Raw genomic sequence first — 19,843 nt, 5'->3', positions numbered from 1 at the left:
GGGGATGCGAGGGGACCGCTGGGGCTGCCAGGGGTGGCCGGATGCAGCCCTTCCTCACCAACATCCGAGCGAAGCGAGAGACAGGAGTCAGACTGTGAGCATCGAGGCCGAGTACGACCCGGTACCCGCCTGCCAGGCACAGGCGTTCGTGCGGGACGGAAGGTGGGTGGTCGAGGTACGGCATCCACAGCATCCCGACGCGGAACCGCTGGCCGTGGCGGACGCTGATGAGGCTTCGTGAAAATGGCTCTGGCCGCAGTTTCGGATGCTGTTGGTGATCTTCACTCGGTGAGGTGAAGTCGTCGGGCTGTGGCTGCGGTGTTGTCCTCGCGGTGGTGCGCTGGTGGGCCGGGCAGCGCGACTGGATCGGCTATCGCGATCACCAAACCGAGACCTGCGACGAGACAAGTCCCAATGTCATCGTCTACCTGACAAGGTCGTTCACGCTCCCCTGCCGGACAGCCCGACATCTTGAGCCAAACTCGACCCATCCCATGTCGTACACCTCGATGCCGTCCGCGTGCGCAGTGAACGCGTTCCATGAGCGGCGGGTGAACGAGGTCCCGCATTTCTCTCGGTTAGGGCCTGCGGCAGATGGCTGATTCCCGCGAGCACCCGTGGACGGCCTGTCGCTGGGTTCGTACGCTGGGTAGCCGGTCTGGGCAGAGGTCACAGGGGGCGACGTATGGGCGGTACGTGGGACGCGGATCCACAGGCGCGGCTGGTCCGGCGCATCGGCGTCGCGCCGGCCGAGCTGGGTACGACTGGGGGCCGGGACGGCTGTCCGGACATCTGGGAGTTCGACAACGGCGACTTCGCGGTCATCGGCCGTGACCTCACGGCGGTCTATTCCGAGGGGCTGCCCGAGGATGCGGTGATCGGCGGTGGAGAACGCCTCGTGGTCATCCCGCGCGTCACTCTGCTGGCCGCCAAGGCCCACATTCCGGATGCGTGACCTTCTTGGCGCCTCGTCCGGCGAGCGACTGGGACTGGACGCTTATCGCGAGGACTTCCGCGGCAGGGATTTCGCTGTCGACGGGTGTGATTCGTGGAAGCTGGAACGCCGCCAGCACTTCCGTGAGCCGGGCGATGCGAGCTGGGAGGCCTTTGCCCAGGGGGACTGGGAGGAGGCGCTGAGGCTGATCGAGGCCCAGCGCGCCGAACTGCACGACCTGTCCCGTCTGGCCGCGCGTCATCGGTGCCGTCTGCTGCGCGTCCGTGTGGTGGAGCAGCCACTCACGCCGTACCTGCAGTGGGAGCTGCATCTGCTGCGTGTGCGGGCCGAGTGCGGTGAGCTGATCCGCGTCGTCGGCCCGCAGCACATCGCGGCATACGAACGCGAGGGGACCGTACCGGAGTTGGTCACTCTGAACGACGACACGGTGTACGAGATCCTTTACGACGCGGAGGGTGTCCTGGAAGGGGCCGTGCGATACCTCGGTACGAGAACGCGGGATCGCGTCGCGGCGCGGGTTGAGGAGCTGTACGTGCTGGGTGAGGACATCGGCACGTTCTTCGACCGTGAAGTGGCCCACCTCAAGCCTCCGACGGGTGTATGAGCCGCGCGAGGAAGTCAACTCCTCACTCTCCGGCACCGCCCGTGACGTCGTGCAGGCACGCGACGTACAAGGCGGGATACATTTCCACGCTCCGGCGACCGATCGCGTGCGGCCGCCCGTGCCGTACCAACTTCCTATGGCCGGGCAGGGCTTCGTCAACAGACGCGCTGAGCGTCAGGCGCTTGACCGTCTGCTCGATGACGGTCTCGCCTCTGCGCAGGTGCTTCTGGTAACCGGCACTGCGGGAGTCGGAAAGACGTCTTTGGTGCTGCACTGGTCGCATGCGGTCCGTGACCGGTTCCCGGACGGCCAGTTGTATGCCGATCTGCACGGCTACGACCCGCAGGCCCCGGTCAGGTACGAGCGGGTCCTTGAAAGCTTCCTGCGGGTGCTGGGCGCCCCTGCGGACGCGGTTCATGCCGAGGGCGAGCACATGGCCGCGGCCTTCCGCTCATGGCTTGCCGGCCGCAGGCTGCTGATCGTGCTCGACAACGCCGCCAGCGCGTCCCAGGTCAGACCATTGCTGCCGGCGACGCCGGGATGCCTGGTCATCGTGACCAGCAGGCACCGTCTGCCTGGCCTGACGATCCGGGAGGGAGCGTGGCGCCTCACGCTGGACGTACTCGACCAGGACGGCTCGGTCGCCCTGCTGCGCAGCGTCACCCGGGGCTATCGGGACGGGGACGATCCTGAGCAGGTGGCGGAACTCGCCTCGCTGTGCGCGCGCCTGCCGTTGGCGCTCAGGATCGCTGCCGAGCGTGCGGCGGGGCGGCCGCTGATGCACCTGGAGGATTTGATCGGCGAGCTGCGTGACGAGTCCGGCCGGTGGGAAGTTCTGTCGGCAGACGGCGACGAGGAGTCTGAGGCGGTGCGTCCCGTGTTCACATGGTCATATCGGGCGTTGCCCTCAGATGCCGCCCGGCTCTTCCGGCTACTCGGACTGCACCCCGGGCCGGACTTCAGCGACACGGCTGCGGCAGCCCTCGCAGGAGTCGACGTCCGTACCGCGCGACGCCTGCTTGATGTCGTCGCTGCCGCGCATATGGTCGAGCAGACCGCCCCCGATCGCTTCCGCCTGCATGACCTGCTGCGAGCCTATGCCGCCGATCAGGCACGGCTGGAGCAGACTCCCCAGGAGCGCCACGATGCGCTGAGCAGGGTGCTGACCTGGTACCTGCACACCGCCGACGCGATCCAGGCCCGCGTCGCTCCGCACGAGCCTCGCGTGGAGCTGGTACCTGCCGACGCAGGACTGCCCGAGCTGCTGTTCGCCGACGAGGCGCAGGCGATGCGGTGGTACGAGGCGGAACGCGACAACCTGGTCGCTGCCGTGCGTGCGGCCGCGAGTAGCGGGCTGGACCGGATCGCCTGGCAGCTGGCGGTGGTCCTGCGTGCCGTCTACATGACCAACAACCCATTCCAGGACTGGCTCGCCACCTCGCAGATCGGTCTGGAGGCCGCCCGGCGCGACGGCGATCGAGGCGCCGAAGCCGAACTGCAGGAGAGCCTCGGCATGGCGTACGCCCAGTCCCAGTGCCTGGCAGCCGCGGCCGAGCACTACGAGTCGGCACTGACCCTGCGCCGAGACCTGCGGGATACCTTCGGTGAGGCGTTGACGCTCAACGGCCTTGGTCTGCTTGAACTACGCCGCCGCAATCTCGCACCGGCACAAGCGGCGCTCGAAGGTAGCAGGGCGCTGTTCGCGGCGCTGAGCGACGGCTTCTGGGAGCCTCGCGTGGCAGTCAACCTCGCGCAGGTGGAACTGGAACTCGGGTACCCGGCCGGCGCACTTGGCCCGCTGCGCCGAGGAGTCGAGGTATTCAGGGCCCACGACGATCGCCACGCCGAGGGCAATGCCCTCAGGCTCCTTGCCGCGGCGGAGTTGGACAGCGGAAATGCGGATGCTGCGTTGGCACACGCTGAGCAGGCCGTAGCCATCGCCACTGAGATCCGCAGCGCAGCCGCGGAAGGCTACTGGCTGCTGGCCTTGGGAGATGCTCAACGCGCCACCGGGCAACCCACCCAGGCACTGGCCTCCTACCGCCGCGCCGCCACACTCCAAGAACAGCTGGGCGACCGCACCCGCCAGGCCGCAGCCTGGGACGGGCTCGGGCAGACGTATTTGCAACTCGACCGTGCTCAGGAAGCCGCCGAATGCCACCGCCGGGCAGTTGTCACCTACCGCGACCTTGAGCAGACATGGGAGACGGCGCAAACGCTGGTGCACCTGGCGGAGGCCCTGGACCGTGCCGGCACACCGCAGGAGGCCGCCGACGCACGAGCTGACGCATGCGACCTGCTCACGGCGTTCACCGATCCGCGCGCTGTACGGCTACGGGAAAGCATGGCCCAGCGGTGACGACTTCACGACGAGGCCAGCCAGCGATCACGAGCCGGCACCGGCACCGATTCGGTGACCCACAGCGGCCGGTCCCCGCACCGCATCCTGACGCCGCTCACCTCACTGGTGCTGGTCCGCAGCACACTGACCCACTTGCCCCGAACGAGTGCCAGCGGCCCCGGCACGGCGAACAGGCCGAAACGGTAGGCCCGCACCAGGTTGTGGATCTCCCGGGCCGGCCGGCTCCAGTCGATGACCGCGCTCTCCGGGCCCATAGCACCCTCGTACGACGCCAGCGACTCGTCCTGCGGCGTGCCTGCGAAACCGTCTTCCGCCAGGGCCAGCGCCTGTGGCACCAGAGCCCGGATCGTGGCCCGGACCTGCGCGAAGACCACGTCGCCTGCCAGATCGTCCGGCAGGGCAATGCCGCCGCGCTGCGCCACGACCGGGCCGCTGTCGAACGCCTCGTCCATCCAGTGAACCGTCACCCCGGTCTCCTCATCGCCGTGCCGCACGGCCCAGTGCACCGGCATCGGCCCCCGGTGCCGCGGAAGCAGCGACGGATGGACGTTCAACACCCCAATGCGCGGTACGCGCAGCACAGACGCGGGCAGTCGCCACGGAATCCCGTAGCACACGACAATGTCGGGTTCGTATCCGGCAAGGCTGAGCGTGAGACCCTGCGGGCTGCGAGGGACCAGCAGATCGGGCCCGGGCGGCATCGCCGCCAGCACCTCATCCACGGCAGCCCCATCCCGCGATGCAGCGCACACGTACGCGACCGGGGCGTGGCCGGCTGTCTCGCACGCCGCTTGCAAGTCCTCGAAGCCTTCGGCCCCGTACGCCATCAGCACTACGCGCATCCGTCAGCCACCTTCCACCATGACGGGCGAAGCCGAACCGCAAAGCAAAGGTGCGTGATCATCTCATGGATCCGATGACATCCGTGCTCCTGCCCAGCGCCCAGTCCCTCGTCACGGCGATTCTCACCGACGGCTGGACACACGTGCGCGACGCCTTAGCACGCCGCTGGAGCCGACAGACCGGCGAAGGACGGGCCGACGTCGAACGCCGCCTGGATACGGCCCACCGCCAGGCCGCAGGGATGGGCGACGACGAGGCCGTGCAGAGAGCGTACTGGGCTGGCTACCTCGCTGCCGTTCTTGCGGAGCGCCCGACCTTGCTCGACGTCGTACGCGAGCTGCCCGACATGCCTGACCTGCACAACACCAACAGTGGAACCGTCACGAACCTCATCCAGGCTCGCGACGTCCACGGCAACATCATCTTCGGGCCGCAGTAGCGGGCATCCCGGAGGCGTGCGGCGGGGGACTTCAAACCGGACACCGGAATCACCGAGCTGACCGTCGACAACCTGTCGGAGGAACCGTCGACGTCGGCCGCGTGGACACACTGACCGGACGGCTAGTGTGGCTGCGGGGGGTGGCCCCGAGGCGCGGGCGTCGTAGGTCCCGGTCGCCGTGGTCCCCGCGTACGCGGGGCGGTCCCAGGCCGTCACTCTTGCCGCGGACGATGTCCACGTCGTAGCGCGGGGTGCCGGGGGCGAGTTCCTCGTGTTGCCGGATGACCGTCCGCGACCGGGCCTGTGGTGCGGGCGATCTCGTGGAATGACAGGGGAGTTGGATGATCTGCGTGGTGCCTCCGGGCTTCCAACCTCGTGTACACGGCCACGCAGAGGAAACCGGGTAGTGCCTGCCCTCCCAAGTGCCGCGAGCCGCGTCCTCGAGGTGCAACGAGGTTGGGGGCGACTCAACCGTGGCGGTTGCGCTTTGCGTTGACGGCGGCGGTGTAGGCAGCGGCGGCTTCGGTTGAGGCGCCAGGGGCCGGGACCCACTGTTCGTGGTGGGCGGTGTAGGGGTACCAGCGGTCGTCGGGGCCGAGTCGAATTTGCAGCTGTGCTTGGTCGTCGGTGATTCGGTTGCCGTCGACTTGTAGGGGCGTTGCCGTATGGGAGCGAGTGCAGTTGATCGCTTCAAGGGCGGGTTGGATGGATGAGTCGTCGGGGGCAGTGCGGTAGAGCGTGGCGTGCACGCCTGGTGGCCCGCCGAAGGTGTGTGCGGCGCGTAGACGCCGTAGGTCGGTTGAGGAAATGCCTGCTCGCTCGGCTGCTTCGCTGGCGAGGGTGGTGTTTGTGTCTCTGTCGAGGAGGCGGATGAGGTCGATGAGCGGGTCGGTGATGGGAGGTTCCCCGGCAAGTACGGCGGTGGCGCGCTGCGCCGCGTCGCGGGCGGTGAGGGCCAGGTCGTCGATTGTGGGGGTGGACGGAGGAGGGTCGGGGAGTGCGCGATCCCAGAGTGGCGGGGCCTGACGGGGGCTGTTCATGGGCGGGGTGTCAGCTTGCACAGGGTGAGGAGTTCGCTCTCATCGAGTCTGCTCAGGTCGAGATCGCCTGAGGGTAGGAAGGCGTCGGCGAGGTGGCGTTTGTGGGCGAGCAGGCCGGTGATGCGGTCTTCGATGCTGCCCGCGGTGACGAGATAGTGCACTTGCACTGCGCGCTGTTGACCGATCCGGTGGACGCGGTCGTTGGCTTGGGCTTCCAGCGCGGGGTTCCAGTTCCGGTCGTAGTGGATGACGTGATTGGCGTGGGTGATGTTCAGCCCGAGACCACCGCTGTGCAGTGTCATGACGAGCACGTCGGCGGCGCCGGTACTGAAGGCGTCCAGGACTCCGGTGCGTTGGGTGCGACTGAGTGATCCGTCGAAGAGAAGGGGGCGGAAGCCGCGGCCTGCGAGGTACGCGCAGAGCAGTCGGCCGGCGACGACATAGCTGGTGAAGACCAGTGCGGACTCGCCCTTGTCGCGGATGTTGCGCAGGATGGTGTCGAGGGCGGCGAGTTTGGGCGCGCGATCCGCAGCTGTGTGCGGGTCGGCGGTGACGAAGGCGGGGTCGGTGCCGGTGTAGTGATCGGGACTGTTGGCGACCTTCCTGTAGCTGGTGATGAGGTTGAGCAGCATTTGCCCCCGTTTCTTGCCGTCGGGACAAGTGCGCAGCTGGTCGAATGTGTCGCGATGCAGGGCTTCGCACAGGCCGATCTGCTCGCGGGACAGGGCGACGTTGTGGGTGGTTTCGTGCTTGGGTGGCAGCTTCAGGCCGAGTGCGGGATCCGTTTTCAGGCGTCGGCGGATGAAGGGGAGCAGGAGCTGATGCACGCGGCTGCGGGCCTCATCGACGTGTGCGGCGCCGATACTCTCCTGGACCGGTCGGGCGTACTGGGCGAGGAAGCCTTGGCGTGTGGAAAAGAGCTCTGGGTTGCACCAGTCGAGGATGGCCCACAGCTCACCCGGCTGGTTTTCGATGGGAGTCCCGGTCAGCGCGAGGCGGGTCGCGGCGGGGATTGTCCGCGCGATTCGGGCAGCTGTGGTGTCGGCGTTCTTGATCTTCTGGGCTTCGTCAGCGATGAACAGGCCCCAGGTGTGCTCGGACAGCTCCCTACTGTCCTTGCACATGAGGTGATAGCTGGTGAGGACGATCGAATCGGGGTGTAGGCCGGTCAAGCGACGCTTCGGGCCCGTGTAACGGATGACCGGGGCACTTGGAGCCCTGGTGCTGATCTCGCGGTACCAGTTGTCCACCAGGCCGCTGGGACACACCACGAGTGTGGGGCCGGGTGCGAGGTGCCGGCGGCTGAGGTGGAAGGCGATGGCTGTGACGGTCTTGCCGATGCCCATATCGTCGGCGAGCACGGCGCCGAATCCCAGTGTGGTCAGGCGGTCGAGCCAGGTCAGGGCGCTGATCTGGTACGAGTGCAAGGCGGTGTCGGACAGAGCCGACAGTCCGTCGAGGCTTGACTGCCGGTCTTGGTTGCGCAGTTCCTCGATCAATTCGGCCAGACCGTCCACGGCGCTGCAGGCGTAGGTGGTGCCGTCGATCGTGATAGTGCCGAACAGGACGTCGAGCATTCCCTCACGTAGGCCGATGGGCGGCAGCGCGCGTCGCTTCAGCCGCTCACGGACGCCTTCGTCGAGAAGCACCCACCGGTTACGGAGGCGCACGATGGGGAGCGCCTGCGCTGTCAGGGTGTCCATCTCTTCTTCGGTGAGTACCTGGCCGTCCAGGGTGACTTGCCATCGTCGGTCGAGGACTTCGCCCAGGCCGAAGTCGCCGGAGGAGACTGGCGTCGGTGTGCCAGTGCCTACGGTTGCCTGCACGGTCAGGTCGCCGGGCCAGTTGTCCTGCCATTCGACGGTGATTCCAAGGCGTGCCAAGTCCTCGCCGGCTTTGCCGCGCAGTGCTGCGGCGTCCGAGACGCCAAGCAGGCACGCCTCGGGCGACGGCTGCTGCCCCAGCGGACCCAACGGGGGGTAAACGGAGGCCGCGCGGCGTAGTGCGCGAGAGGTCCGCTGGCGCAGGCCGGGCGGGAGGTGCGGCAGTGAGGTGCGTCCCTCCCAGACATCGGCGGCCTCTACGGTTTCGGGGCCCTCTGGTGTGGCGGCCAGCCGGAGCGTGGCGCGCAAGCGGGTAGAGCGGTCACTTCGCGGTGCCATGACGCTCAGGACTATCGGGGCGATGGGATCGGGATCGAGCTCGTCTTCGATGGCGTCAGCCCACGTTTGCAGAAGCGTGAGCGGGTCCTGGTACTTCACCGGTGCGACGAAAGGCAGGTGCCCGAGGAGATGGCGCAGACCCGGGGCGGCCACGAATCGGTCGGTGATGGCATCCAGACACTGACGAACGACGTCCACAGGCTCGCGGACCTGTTGCCTGGAGTTTGCGTCGGGCAAGCAGCGGGGGAGGTTTGCTAGCTCGGCAGCGAGCGCGGCGCTCTGCTCGTGTAGCTCGGTGCTCCATGGCCCTACCCGCCACGTGGGCTGCCGACCATTGTGGCGTGCCGATTCGATTAGCGCCGGATACACCTGCCCAGCCGCGATCAGGCTCAATGCCAATCGGACCACCCGCGACCACACCATCGCGCTCGCATCCCACCCCTCAGCGGTAGGGAGTGCCAGGTGAAGCGTTATGTCCATCAGATCTGCTTGAAGGCAGACGCGGTCGGTGAGTTCACCGCCGGACAGCAACAATTGCCGCCTCACCATCATCCCGGCGGCATCCTGGTCGACCGGTGGGTAGGGCTCGGGGAGCGCGCACAGGAAGGACGCCTGACCCAGGCCGTCCCCGCCGTCGAACACGATTTCAGTGCCGCGGGCCAGCAAGGACGCTACTTGCTCCAGGTCTGCGGCGGGCGGAAGCGAACGAAGTGACATCTGCCGAGGTGCGGCAGGAGACCGCTCCCTAACTGGCTCGGCTGCGGGCGGCGTAGGCTTTGGGAGCTGTCCGGAGAGGGCGTCGGTGCCCTGAGAACGATGGTCCCGCTGACCAGGGACTGACCGTTGCGTTGGTTCCTCGGCGATGTTTGGGGTAGGTGGAAGCGGGACCTTTCGGGTGAGCTGGCGGTTCACCAACATCAAAAGGGTGCGCGCGGCAGCTTCCCGAGCGGCTTGCTGTGTCGGACCACGACCCGGCGCACGCAGGGACCGCCCTTGGACGACGCAAGCGGCCTGGGCTCGTACCGGCAGCGTGGTTCCGGTGACTTGGCATGTCAGGTCGGAAATGCAGTCCCTGCTGGTCGCTGCTTCCAATGCTTCCAGTGCCGAGCGATGGTCGAAAACCGTGACCAGCCCGGTGCTGTCTTGTGCCGTACGGCAGCCGTCCGGCGCGTAGAGACCGACGAGACGCACCAGGAGCTCGTATCGTGCCTCCTCTGCTGCCGCCTCCTCGCTGGGCCCGGTGCACGAGCCTGATGCCACGGTGTCCTCGTTCGACTCGAATAGTGCCTGCGCTCTGCAGAAGCCTTCGTGGTCGGCGGGGGAGAGTTTCAGTCGCACAGATGCCAGGCCGTTGCGCCGGCAGTGTTCGGAGAGCAGAGCGGCCGTCGCCCCTGCGGTACGGGAGACCGCGTTCATGGCGGCCCATCGGGCCGTGTCCCATGGCTTACTTCGCGGAGTGAGGAGCAGTGCATACAGCTGGCGCTGCGTCAGCAAGCCACTTCGTGCTCGGAGCTCGACGTGATCGATCAAGTCCTGGTGACGTCCGTCGCGAGACGTGGCCAGTAGGTCGAGCAAGGTGTCGCCGTCGACAAATGCGTAGGCATCATGTGCGGCATCCGCGCTGGTTGATGCTCTGGGGGCGCTGGTCTGACTGGTCAGATGCCGGAGCACATCAAGGTACGCCTGATGCTGTGCGGCCTTCTTGCTGGAGGCGCTGCACCATGCGCTGTCCCTTCTCTGACCCCCGATGTCCACGGTAGCCCTAGCGATGAACGCGTCGCCGGAAGTGCGGCAGACGACTCTGGGCTGGGGCAAACCTGCGGACTGCGCATGGATGTTCAGGATGGACGTTGCCAAGGCGGGGTCCTGAGCCACGTACTCCAGTGCCGTCCCGCGTGCGGCAGTCACTCCGGGGCCGCTGATGGGGACGAGGAGGAGTGTACGCAGCTCGTTGGGGGTCAACGTGCGCTTCTGCGCTCGTTGTTGGACATCGGCAGCGACGTCCATGTCGAGTACCCCCGAGCGGAAGGCTGGGCGTAGCCATTCGGGGAATCCCTGGCTCATCGTCTCACCCGGCGCTCGTCTGCGAGGCAGGCCGATCGCCCTTCGCATTGTGGAAGAAGGCTCACGATCCCAAGACCTTAGACTACTATGAGCGATTGACTCAACACGAAGGGTAATCGTATGAGTGCGACCTTCGAACCGGGTGACCCCAGCCAGATGGGACCTGTCGCCACGCGTGAGACCGAGCCGCGGATCGAGCGCGGGTACAGCTGCCGCCGATGCGGTAAAACTGACCGCGGCTACTACATCCCCGCAGGCTGGTATCTGGTGCAACGCGCAACTGGCCACGGCCAAAAGCACTTCCGTCTTGGCCTGTTCTGCACAGTCCGTTGCCTTATCGCCTCACAGCGGCGACTTGAGGAGGGCCACGAGGTCCACGCGGAACGCCTAGGATTGGACGAAGAGTTCGCCGAGCACGCGGTGTTGATCGAACGAGCAATCCAGCTCATGCACGACAGCAAACTCAGCATTCGGCAGACCGGCGACCTCCTCGGCATCTCCACGGATGATCTGCGGCGCTGGCTTCGGGCGGGCAACATCTGCTTCGACGAGGACGAACGGCTCACACCTGCCAAGGTCCCCGGGCAGCGGCAGGCTCCGCTGCCCATTGGGGACTTCCTCGCTCAACGCATCCACCCCTCACCGGTCGGCGCGGCAAACGAGCTCGAACAGGCCGGCTACCTTCGCAACCTGACCTGGAACTGCACCACAACAGGCCCGTCACACCGCCCAACCTTCTCCTATGCCGTGTCCGCTGTGCTGGCGGCCACGGGCGAACCCGTATCTGCGCAGGCCAACCGCGGCACCAAGACCACGGCGAAGGCTGCCGCCGCCGAAGCCCTTCTCGGCCAGCTTGCCCCCGTGAAGTGAGCGGTTCCGTGTGGCCGCCCTTTGCAGACGGCGTCGCCGCAATGGGGCCGGTTTCCGGTACCACGACGTCCTGCTGGAGCGCGCCGTGGCTCGCGGCGAGGCGGCGGCCTCCGCGCGTCGAGTCGGTCCCGGTGATGCGCGCACATCGTGGCGAAGGTGCTGTGCTGCCGCAGCGTCGACTGATCGCCGCCGTCTACGTGAAGGTCTCGGCGAGCCACGAGGATCTGATGCTGCTGCCGGGCGAGAGCCCGCCGCTGGAGATCGCCGCCCTGGTCACGAACCCGGACGCCTAGGACGCCCCACCGGATGATGACGCCGAGCCGGAGCCGATTGCCGTCGGCGAGCTGGACCCGAGCGGGGCCACGACCGGGCCGGACCAGGGGCAGGACGAGGCAGGCGGGGGCACTAGGAGGAAGTCGCCACCGGGGCGGACACGCTCGTCCTCTGTGTAATACGCTCACGCGTACGGCCTGCAGCCAGCATCCCCCGTCTGGCTCCAGGCCGTGCCTCATGCCGAGGGATGTGAACCCTGGTGGACGAGTTCCAGTGGTCCTGGCTGCTCGCCCAGCTTGGTCGGGACACCGACCCTGCGGACCTGGAACGCCGGTTCTTCCGACTGCGGTCCGTGCGCGCGGTCGCGCTCGAGGTCCTGGGCTAGCGACGCGCCAAGCTCATCGCCGACCCGCTGAAAGTCACCGTCGATGGTGTAGTGACCATGGACCTTCAGGAGAACCTGAAGGGGATTGAGCGGCAGATCGAACAGGTCCGCCAGTCACCCGCGCCGGATGCCCTGGCGACGAGGAAGACGGCGAGTCGGTGATGACGATGACGTATCTGACGCCGGCCCGCCGCTACCGGTAGGCCATGGGATGCGACCGCCCCACGGTGGCGCCGTAGTCGGTTGCCCCGGGGCTCAGACGTGAGCTGGACGTCGAGGCGGCTGGCTCGCGTGAAACGGGATTTCGCGGTGCGTCGCTGGGTGACTGCAGGGGCCAATGGGTAGTGTCCGAAAGGAACGAACTAGCGAGGCCCGCCCCCATCCCACCTGGGGACGGGCCTCGCGTATTTGTACCGGGGAGGTCAGATGCCGCCGAGACCTTCCTTACAGGGCACGGCCGTTGAGCTGGTCGTTTCGCTTGATGTCGGCGATGAAGCTGCCCCACGCCTGGCTGGTGAATCCGAGAACCGGGCCGCGCTTCTGCCTCTTGGTGTCGCGGACTGCAACGTCGGCGGTCGCACCAGCGGGGTACTCGCCGCACTCCACGCACTCATTCTCCGTGGCACTGCGGCTGGACTTGTGCCAGTTGCGTGCGCCCTGGTCGAGGCTATCTGCCATGTTGTTCCTTCCGCGCTGTGTCAGCCAACTCACGTGGTCGAGATGGCACGACGCAAGTATGTCGCCGTCTCCTTCGTGGACAGTGCTTGGGATTGGAGCTGCGTGAACCGGTTCGCGCTCACGCGAACCTCGTTCGGCTCGTCGTTGAAGGCGTTCGGTCCACCCGACTCCACGTACGTGATGCTCCCGTCCAGGGTGTCTCCGAAGCTGAGCAGCATGAACGCCCCGTTCATGCCAACGTGCGCGCCGGCGGAGAAGGGGAGGAGCTGAAGCGTGATATTGCTCCGTTTCCCCAGGTCCACAAGGTGTGCGATCTGCTCCTGCATTACCTGCGGGCTGCCGACTTCGGTACGGATGACGGCCTCTCCGATGACCGCCCATACCTGCGGCGGGTTCTTCCGCACCAGTACTTCCTTGCGTCGCTCACGCAGGGTGAGTGCGTCGTCAACCGGCAATGGGGAGTCAGCCGGCCGGATGGACTTCTGAGCCTCGATGATCGCTGCCGAGTAGTCGGTTGTCTGGAAGATGCCCGGCACAGCGAGTGGCTGGAAGGTGCGTACCTCGGTCGCGAGGTCTTCCGCGTCCGCGACGTCCACGGCGGTCGGGCCGACCTTGGAGCCGTAGGCCGTCCACCAGCCGCGCGCCCTGCCGTGCTTGGCGAGCGCGACGAGTCGCTGCTTCACATCGTCGTCTCCAAGGCCGTAGATGCTCGCGTACGCGATGGCGTCGGCGACGCTGACAGCGGTGTGGCCCGACTCCTGGCGGCGCACGGTGCTGTGGCCGACGCCGAGCTTCTGCGCCACGTCCTCGATGGAGATGCCACGCTCTTCGCGCAGGCGGCGGAGCTGCCCGCCGAGAAGCCTCTTTCGGACGGTGGGAACGCCTTTGTAGGCCATGTGACCTCCACGTCAGTACTGGATGGCGCCTGTCAGTGTGTCTGTTCCCGTGCGCTGTACGCCAGTTCGGTCACCCGTCAAAAGTGAAAACGTGTCACCGAGCCACTTGTTAGTTTTGTGTCTGTGCGAGATTCTACCGATGTCGCTCACGGTAGGTACCGCCCTCCGCACGACCAGTGATTTCGTGCGCCCGTGCGGCCTTGCTCAGGCGGCGGCCGAGCTACCTGCTCGGCAGCGGCGGCCGGACCCTTCCCCCTTGGGGTCTGTCCGCCGCCCCCCACATGACTTTCCGCGAGCGAGCCGAGGCGGCAATGACGCCACACGCACCCCAGGAGCACCACCACCCCAGCACCTCCGCGCCGGAGCCCGCTCGCACCGGGCCGATATCACCCGCTGCCCGCACATACGCCGACGAACACGGCGACGTTTCCGACTGGAACACCGAATGGTTCGAGATCTACGCGGAGCTGGGAGACATCCAATGACAAAAGCAGCCGCCATGCAGGAGGGGATCGCCACCGCCGCCAGCCGCGACTCGGTTGCCGCCGTCTTATATGTCTGCGTTGAGCGCGGCAAGTTGGCGCCGAGCCAGGCCACCCAGCGCGCGGAAGGCGAGGGCCGGTCCTATGCGGCGGAGCGGGACCTGCGGGTTACGGAGATGATCTGTGACCCGTACGGTGAACCCGATCCACGCCGCCGCGAGGGCTGGATGCGGGTGCGGAAACTGGCGGAAGCCGGTTCGGTCGGCGTCGTGATCGTCCGCTGGCCGGCGGCCATCGCCCCTGATGGCTCACACGAGTTGCGCCATCGTGAGATCCGTTGGCTCATGAAGCGCGGGGTACAAGTGCGCTACTCGTGGGCTCCGCTCTCCCGTTCGGACGCCGGTGAGACCAAGTGAGCGCAGTGCATCCGTCGTTGGCCCTGTGCGATGCAGCCGCAGCCCGCAGTATGAAGGTCGGATCCGCCTGGCCCGCTGCCCCACGAACCCTGTTCGACTTGCTGGGGGCGCTTGGCGCCGCGCTCGTCGACGACTACCTGGAGTTGGTCCTCGGCTGGGGTGCCGCGCCGTTGCAGCCGGTCGAGATTCCGAAGATCGTGTCCTGCTTGCGGGGCTGTCTGTGGGGGCTCGTGACCGAGGCCATGAATCGCGTCAAGGGGCGTCCGGACCAGGATCTGATCAAGCGGATCGGCTTTGCTGTGTGCCTCGACGTCGAGGGGGCAGCGGAGGGTTTCCATCCCGATGACGCCTACGTACGCCGTCTCGCCATGCTCGTTTCGGACCTGCTCGACCGGGTGGCCGAGGATGACGACGGTCCGCTTCCGACCTTCAACGCCCGCCCCCCATTCCGTGGTTGGTGGTCGGCGTGAGCGAGTTGCTGCCGCGTGTGTATTGGTGCCACGTCGACCACGACGGCCGGCAGCTTCAGAACTGGGGCCCGGCCGACATCACCACCAATGCCCCCGGATTGGCCGTCGCGTGGGTGCGTGAGGCCGTTCGCGATATCAGTTCCACGCTGGAGCGCGAGACCTTCCACGCGGTGTGGGGCTGGCTCGGTGACCACGGAGCTGTCCATGCGGCCGTCGTTGAACTGCGCAGGGGTAAGCCTTACATCTTCACGGTGCCAAGCTCGGCCGGCCGCTGGACGTGGACTGCATACCCCGTCTCCGTGCTCCCCATGGTGGAACGCTGCTCCGTCCCGGCTGCTCGTATGCGGCACTTAGCCCCGGTCGGTGCCATCGGCGGGCCCCTGTGACGGACACATCTGTGTTCACGGCTTTGTCAGCGCACCATCTGCTCGGAGAACCAGTCATGACGATTGCTGTTGACGCCCCGGTGAGGCCTGCCCGCCCCACGACCGGAGAAGCCTCGAATGAGCTGAACCGCGCCGCTCGGGCCGCAGGTCTCAGCGTCTCGCCGATGCCCGACATGGACCGGCCCAGGGAGTACGTCGACCTGGGCAAGGTCACTCCGGAGACGGCCGCCGAGCTGGCCCGGCTGATTCGCAGCGGAATGAGGCGGGCCTACAGGACCGTCGACGGCCTACAGGCTGTCTGCCAGGCGCACGGGCTTGCGATCCCGGACCTGTCCGTGCAGGACGGCAAGATCGATCTCGGTGACGTCTCCGTCGAGACGGCTGACCGCCTGGCCTGCCTGCTCGGTGCGCCGCCCCAGCCGGAATCCCGTCTGGACCTGAACGAGTGGACCGAAGCGCACAAGGTCATGGACCGCCTCAGCTGCGCCTTCAAGACCGCCACCCGCGGCGGATTCATCGACCTTTACTTCCACCCGGACTGCCTTCGCTGCGACACGGACGCGGCCATCAGCCTCGGCTCTATCCCCGTCAAAACCGCACGCCGCCTTGTCAACGCCCTCCAGTTCGGAGCCTGACCATGACCACACAACCGCAGCGGCCCGACCTCGCTCAAACCCTCGTCGACCGCGCCGAAAGGGCGCGGGCACACCGCTCTCTCCTCGTCCGCGGGCTGCTGAGCCCGACCGAGATCGACATGGAACGGCACGTCGATCGCGCCGACGCCCAGGTGCTGCGGCGGATCGTCACGAACCACGGCTGGCCCGGCAAGACCCTGGTCGGCGAGGACGGCGCCGAAGCCGCCTGGCACCTCGCCCTGCACGCCGACCACGACCCGGCCCTTCAACAGCTGGCTCTCGGCCTCCTGGCCTCCGCCGTCGAAGAAGGTGAGGCGACGATCCAGCAGTGGGCGCACCTCCGCGACCGGTGCAGCGTCAACGCCGGGCAGCCGCAGGTCTTCGGTACCCAGCACTGCCGCAGCCTCGCTGGCATACAGATGCTGCCGACGCAGGACCCGGATCACCTCGACGCCCGTCGTGCCAGCGTCGGCCTGCCGCCGCACGCTGTCGCCTACGAGGCCCTGCGGCAGCGCCACCGCCGCGAGCCGGAGAGCGAGCAGTCTCGCGACGACGACCGGGCGCGGCCCGCGCTCGTAGGAAGCGCCGCATGACGTCCGTCGAGCAGCTCCCCGGCGACCTGGGACGCGTGGGCTGACGACGGCCGTAACCGCACGCCGCACAGCTCCAGTGGCCGGGAGTGCATGACGGTCCTCCCGGCCACCGGTCCCAACCATGCAGGCGCCTCTGCACCACGCAGACCTCAACTTCCCTTTCATCAAAGGAGCATGGTCATGTCCTTAAGTGAACTCGCCGGATGCACAGTGCTCGTCACAGGCGCGGGCGGGTTGATCGGCAGCCGCCTCACCGCGCAGCTCCGCCGGCTCGGCGCGCGCACGGTGTCGGTGTGCAGGATGGATGCCTATCCGGAGCGCACCTACCGCGACTACTTCGGCATCCGCTCCGACGACCCGGACTTCATCGTCGGTGACATCGCCGAACCCCGCCTGATCAAGAGGCTCATCCCCGGCTGCGACTACGTCATCCACGCCGCTGCCCTGGCCGACGTGGCGGCCTGCACCCGCCAGCCCCTGGACGCGATCGACAGCAACGTGGTCGGCACCCAACGGGTCCTCGACGCCGTGGCCGGCTCGCGGACCGTGCGCCGGATGGTGTTCGTCTCCTCCGCCAGCGTCTACGGCAACGGCGAGCACGGGCAGGCGGGGGCACGGTTCAGGGAGGACGCGCCGATGCGCCCGGTCTCGGTGTACGGAGCCAGCAAGGTGTGGGGTGAACACGAGACCGCCGCGCTGCTCGGCGGTTCCGGCATCTCCTACGCGATCGTGCGCTACTTCTCGGTGTACGGCGAACCGCAGGTCATCAAGGAGCACAGCCACTCCTGGGTCGTCGCCTGGTTCGCGATGCGCGCCGCGCTGGGACTGCCGCTGCACCTCAACGGGGGCGGGCGCCAGGTCCGCGACTTCGTCCACGTCGACGACATCGCCACCGGCACCCTGCACGCCCTGACCGCCGAGCGGGCGCACCGGGCGACGGTGAACATCGGCACCGGCACGGCCACGACGATCCGTAACCTGGCCGAGCTGGTCTGCTCGCACTACCCCGGCGCCAAGCTCGTGGAGACGCCGATGCCTCCAGGCGATCCGGAAGGCGGGTTCGCCTGCACCAGCAGGATGGAAGATCTCCTGGGCTGGAGGCCGGGCATCGGCGTGGGGGAGGGGGTGGCCCGGTATACGGCGTGGCTGCGTGAGTGTCCGGACGTGATCCCGTCGTGGCTGCGCGAGCTCACCGCGGCGTAGGCGGGGCGCCCTGATGCATTCGCTCAGAGATCTCGCCGAGAGGCGGCTGCTCGGTGATCACCAGGTGATGGACCGGCCCACGCTGGACTGGATCACCTCCCATCGGCCCTCCTCCTTCCCCGACCAGCCGTCACGTGTGCTGCATCCTCCCCTGCTGCTGATCCCGCGCACGGAGTGGTTCGCCGACGTACGGCTCGTGGATTCCATTCACGGTGTCCTGCACGGTGCCCGCGTCAGTGTGCTCGCCTCGCTCCTCGCGGTCGAGCACGGCCTGAACCGCGAGGAGGCGGCCACGTTGTGCGTCGCGGCGGCGGTCCACGACTGCCGCCGCCGTCACGACCGCGACGACGTCGGCCACGGCCGAAGAGCGGCCCGATGGTTCGCACGGCACCACCAGATGGTCAGCCGCGCCTTCGGACACCAGCTCCCGCCCGCGCTGATCGCCCCGGCGGCCACCGCCATGGCCCTGCACGACGTCCCCTACGGCGCGTTCTCGGCCGACCAGGTACGCGCCTACGGGCGGGCCCGGCAGTTCACGGACCTGCTGAAGGCCGCGGACTGCCTCGACCGCTACCGGCTGCCGCTGGACCGCTGGTGGCCCGACACCCGCCGGCTACGCATCCGCGTACCGCAGTGGCTTCACCCGCTGGCCTTCGACCTGGTCACTTCCAGCGAGCAGCGGCGCCTGGACGGGGCCAGCCCGGTCGAAGCCCTCACCCACGCCCGTCAGATCCTCTACCGGTAGGAGACTCAACGTGCGCGCCGAATGGGACGACGCCCACACCGACTACGCCGCCCCCGCCCGGCCACCCGGCCCCGCCTCTCTCAGCGAGACCCCCACCCAGTGGCGCGAGCAGCTGGAGCACGGCACCCCGAACGGGTGGCTGCTGCGCGGCAACACCATGCTGAAGACCCTGGCCAGCGGGCGCCCGATCCACCTGATGCACACCACTGCGGCCCTGGACGCGATCCGTGCGAGCGGGCAGCTGTATGCCGCGGCCGGCTGCCTGGTCGGCAGCCTGTACTGCGCTCCCCTCAGCCCCGAGCCGGCGGGGCTGAGGCCGCACAACATGGGCGCCTATCTGCTGGAGACGAAGCAGAACCGCGACGTCCTGGTCATCGAGATCAGCACCGGCGCGGCGGTGCCGGTCAAGGGCATCGACTATCTACGCCTTGGCCGCATCCACCTGCGCACCTACGAGGAGCACCGTGACTGCCTGACCGGCGCCGAGGACGCCCGGCTGCGCAAGGCCGCAGTGGAACGAGTACGGGCAGCATCCGGTTTTCTGGACACTCTCCTGGCCGCTGCGTGCGGCAGCTCCCCCTGCCCGGACGCGGTGTTCGTCGACCGGCTTGCCGCCACCGTGCCGTTGGTTCCGTTCCTGGGCTACCTGTACTTCGAAGTGCTGTCCGAGTACCTGATGCTCCACTCCATCTCCCCGCAGACCAAGGCGTACGCCGAAGCCGGGGAGATGAACAACCGGCTCTACAAGCAGCTCGCCTTCGCGGCGGTAGAGAGCATGCACCGTCTGTTCGACCTCGCCCTGTTCGCACCGGGCCACGACAGGCTCGTGGATCTGATCGGCGAGATCGAACCCGCCCTCGCACCGGGCTTGGCCTCCTACGTGCACCGCCGCCTGCCACACCTGTTCGCCTGCACGGCCCTTGACGCCTCGCAGGACGCGGCAGCCGTCTCCTTCAAAGACGCGGACTTCCTCACCCTCGCTCGTATCGCGCCCTACTTGTTGGGGCAGATGGTCTTCCGCGAGATGCGCACCGAGCCCCGCTACCCGCGGCTCTTCCCGGTGTTCGAACAGGCCAAGGCACTTCAGGCGTACGCGTACTGGAACCGCGAGGGCATCCCGACCCCGTTCAACGGCTTCCTGCCCAAAGGGGAGATCGGCGTCAACCTCGCCTACCCGCACGGCTCCTACGCGGTGTGGACGGCCGAGGTCTGCGAACGCGGCCTCCTCCATCCGGTCGACCAGCTCGACGTGACGTTCATCCCCCGCCTCACGGACCTGCGGGCCACCGCCCTGGGCAAGGCCGCCTTCCCCACCACTCCCGAGCCCGCAGCACACTGATTC

At 67.6% G+C, this 19,843-nt stretch carries 21 protein-coding genes; 16 read left to right on the top strand and 5 right to left on the bottom strand.

What is annotated here, in order from left to right:
* The first annotated feature begins 94 nt into the window (after window positions 1-94).
* The 4 genes from BIV23_RS50070 to BIV23_RS01225 all read left to right on the top strand — a co-directional run bounded on the left by BIV23_RS50070 (window position 95) and on the right by BIV23_RS01225 (window position 3,918).
* On the top strand, window positions 95-241 hold the full coding sequence (locus BIV23_RS50070; protein WP_177239637.1) for a hypothetical protein: 147 nt from the start codon (window positions 95-97) through the stop codon (window positions 239-241).
* Window positions 242-685: 444 nt separating this feature from the next.
* Complete coding sequence (locus BIV23_RS01235) at window positions 686-955, top strand: hypothetical protein (protein WP_071378800.1); 270 nt, start codon at window positions 686-688, stop codon at window positions 953-955.
* On the top strand, window positions 948-1,559 hold the full coding sequence (locus BIV23_RS01230; RefSeq protein ID WP_071378799.1) for a DUF6879 family protein: 612 nt from the start codon (window positions 948-950) through the stop codon (window positions 1,557-1,559). Before BIV23_RS01235 ends, BIV23_RS01230 begins: the two co-directional genes overlap by 8 nt.
* Window positions 1,552-3,918, top strand: coding sequence for an ATP-binding protein (locus BIV23_RS01225; RefSeq protein WP_071378798.1), 2,367 nt, complete (start codon window positions 1,552-1,554; stop codon window positions 3,916-3,918). Before BIV23_RS01230 ends, BIV23_RS01225 begins: the two co-directional genes overlap by 8 nt.
* A 5-nt stretch (window positions 3,919-3,923) precedes the next feature.
* Here the strand turns inward: BIV23_RS01225 and BIV23_RS01220 are convergent, their stop codons facing one another.
* Window positions 3,924-4,763, bottom strand: a complete 840-nt coding sequence (locus BIV23_RS01220) for a methionyl-tRNA formyltransferase (RefSeq protein WP_071378797.1) — start codon at window positions 4,761-4,763, stop codon at window positions 3,924-3,926.
* A gap of 74 nt (window positions 4,764-4,837) precedes the next feature.
* On the opposite strand from BIV23_RS01220, the gene BIV23_RS01215 reads away from it, so the two are divergent.
* Window positions 4,838-5,203 carry a hypothetical protein gene (locus BIV23_RS01215; RefSeq protein WP_143079025.1) on the top strand — a complete coding sequence of 122 codons (366 nt, stop codon included), beginning with the start codon at window positions 4,838-4,840 and terminating at the stop codon, window positions 5,201-5,203.
* A 467-nt stretch (window positions 5,204-5,670) separates the two neighbouring features.
* Here the strand turns inward: BIV23_RS01215 and BIV23_RS49475 are convergent, their stop codons facing one another.
* Window positions 5,671-6,243, bottom strand: a complete 573-nt coding sequence (locus BIV23_RS49475) for a hypothetical protein (protein ID WP_143079024.1) — start codon at window positions 6,241-6,243, stop codon at window positions 5,671-5,673.
* Window positions 6,240-9,071, bottom strand: coding sequence for a DEAD/DEAH box helicase (locus tag BIV23_RS45470; protein ID WP_177239635.1), 2,832 nt, complete (start codon window positions 9,069-9,071; stop codon window positions 6,240-6,242). Before BIV23_RS45470 ends, BIV23_RS49475 begins: the two co-directional genes overlap by 4 nt.
* A 1,518-nt stretch (window positions 9,072-10,589) precedes the next feature.
* On the opposite strand from BIV23_RS45470, the gene BIV23_RS49470 reads away from it, so the two are divergent.
* From BIV23_RS49470 to BIV23_RS53055, 3 genes are all read left to right on the top strand, one after another.
* A complete protein-coding gene (locus BIV23_RS49470; RefSeq protein WP_143079023.1) occupies window positions 10,590-11,339 on the top strand; it encodes a MerR family transcriptional regulator in 750 nt (249 codons plus the stop codon).
* A gap of 161 nt (window positions 11,340-11,500) precedes the next feature.
* A complete protein-coding gene (locus tag BIV23_RS53060) occupies window positions 11,501-11,632 on the top strand; it encodes a hypothetical protein (RefSeq protein ID WP_281250072.1) in 132 nt (43 codons plus the stop codon).
* Between the two features lie 239 nt (window positions 11,633-11,871).
* Window positions 11,872-11,997, top strand: a complete 126-nt coding sequence (locus BIV23_RS53055) for a hypothetical protein (RefSeq protein ID WP_281250071.1) — start codon at window positions 11,872-11,874, stop codon at window positions 11,995-11,997.
* Window positions 11,998-12,441: 444 nt separating this feature from the next.
* Here BIV23_RS53055 and BIV23_RS01200 read toward each other — a convergent pair whose 3' ends face one another.
* Window positions 12,442-12,675, bottom strand: a complete 234-nt coding sequence (locus BIV23_RS01200) for a DUF397 domain-containing protein (protein ID WP_071378793.1) — start codon at window positions 12,673-12,675, stop codon at window positions 12,442-12,444.
* Between the two features lie 29 nt (window positions 12,676-12,704).
* Window positions 12,705-13,571, bottom strand: coding sequence for a helix-turn-helix domain-containing protein (locus tag BIV23_RS01195; RefSeq protein WP_071378792.1), 867 nt, complete (start codon window positions 13,569-13,571; stop codon window positions 12,705-12,707).
* A 481-nt stretch (window positions 13,572-14,052) separates the two neighbouring features.
* Between BIV23_RS01195 and BIV23_RS01190 the strand changes: the two genes are divergently transcribed.
* The 8 genes from BIV23_RS01190 to BIV23_RS01155 all read left to right on the top strand — a co-directional run bounded on the left by BIV23_RS01190 (window position 14,053) and on the right by BIV23_RS01155 (window position 19,840).
* On the top strand, window positions 14,053-14,469 hold the full coding sequence (locus tag BIV23_RS01190; RefSeq protein ID WP_071378791.1) for a hypothetical protein: 417 nt from the start codon (window positions 14,053-14,055) through the stop codon (window positions 14,467-14,469).
* Window positions 14,466-14,939, top strand: coding sequence for a DUF6415 family natural product biosynthesis protein (locus BIV23_RS01185; protein WP_143079022.1), 474 nt, complete (start codon window positions 14,466-14,468; stop codon window positions 14,937-14,939). Before BIV23_RS01190 ends, BIV23_RS01185 begins: the two co-directional genes overlap by 4 nt.
* Entirely contained in the window at window positions 14,936-15,325 is a 390-nt protein-coding gene (locus BIV23_RS01180; RefSeq protein ID WP_143079021.1) for a hypothetical protein, read from the top strand. The genes BIV23_RS01185 and BIV23_RS01180 overlap by 4 nt, the downstream gene beginning before the upstream one ends.
* A 164-nt stretch (window positions 15,326-15,489) precedes the next feature.
* Window positions 15,490-15,960 carry a hypothetical protein gene (locus BIV23_RS01175; RefSeq protein ID WP_079172847.1) on the top strand — a complete coding sequence of 157 codons (471 nt, stop codon included), beginning with the start codon at window positions 15,490-15,492 and terminating at the stop codon, window positions 15,958-15,960.
* A 2-nt stretch (window positions 15,961-15,962) separates the two neighbouring features.
* A complete protein-coding gene (locus BIV23_RS01170; protein ID WP_071378787.1) occupies window positions 15,963-16,553 on the top strand; it encodes a DUF6624 domain-containing protein in 591 nt (196 codons plus the stop codon).
* A 180-nt stretch (window positions 16,554-16,733) separates the two neighbouring features.
* The gene (locus BIV23_RS01165; protein WP_079172846.1) at window positions 16,734-17,756 is read left to right on the top strand and encodes an NAD-dependent epimerase/dehydratase family protein; all 1,023 of its coding nucleotides are present in this window, start codon (window positions 16,734-16,736) and stop codon (window positions 17,754-17,756) included.
* 13 nt (window positions 17,757-17,769) lie between these two features.
* Window positions 17,770-18,501: a hypothetical protein gene (locus BIV23_RS01160; protein WP_107471019.1), complete on the top strand. Its 732-nt coding sequence runs from the start codon at window positions 17,770-17,772 to the stop codon at window positions 18,499-18,501.
* A 10-nt stretch (window positions 18,502-18,511) separates the two neighbouring features.
* Window positions 18,512-19,840, top strand: coding sequence for a hypothetical protein (locus BIV23_RS01155; RefSeq protein ID WP_071378785.1), 1,329 nt, complete (start codon window positions 18,512-18,514; stop codon window positions 19,838-19,840).
* Window positions 19,841-19,843 lie beyond the last annotated feature (3 nt).

This window comes from Streptomyces monashensis, assembly GCF_001866665.1.
GTDB classification, from domain to species: domain Bacteria; phylum Actinomycetota; class Actinomycetes; order Streptomycetales; family Streptomycetaceae; genus Streptomyces; species Streptomyces monashensis.
This window is presented reverse-complemented; position numbering and strand designations above follow the sequence as displayed.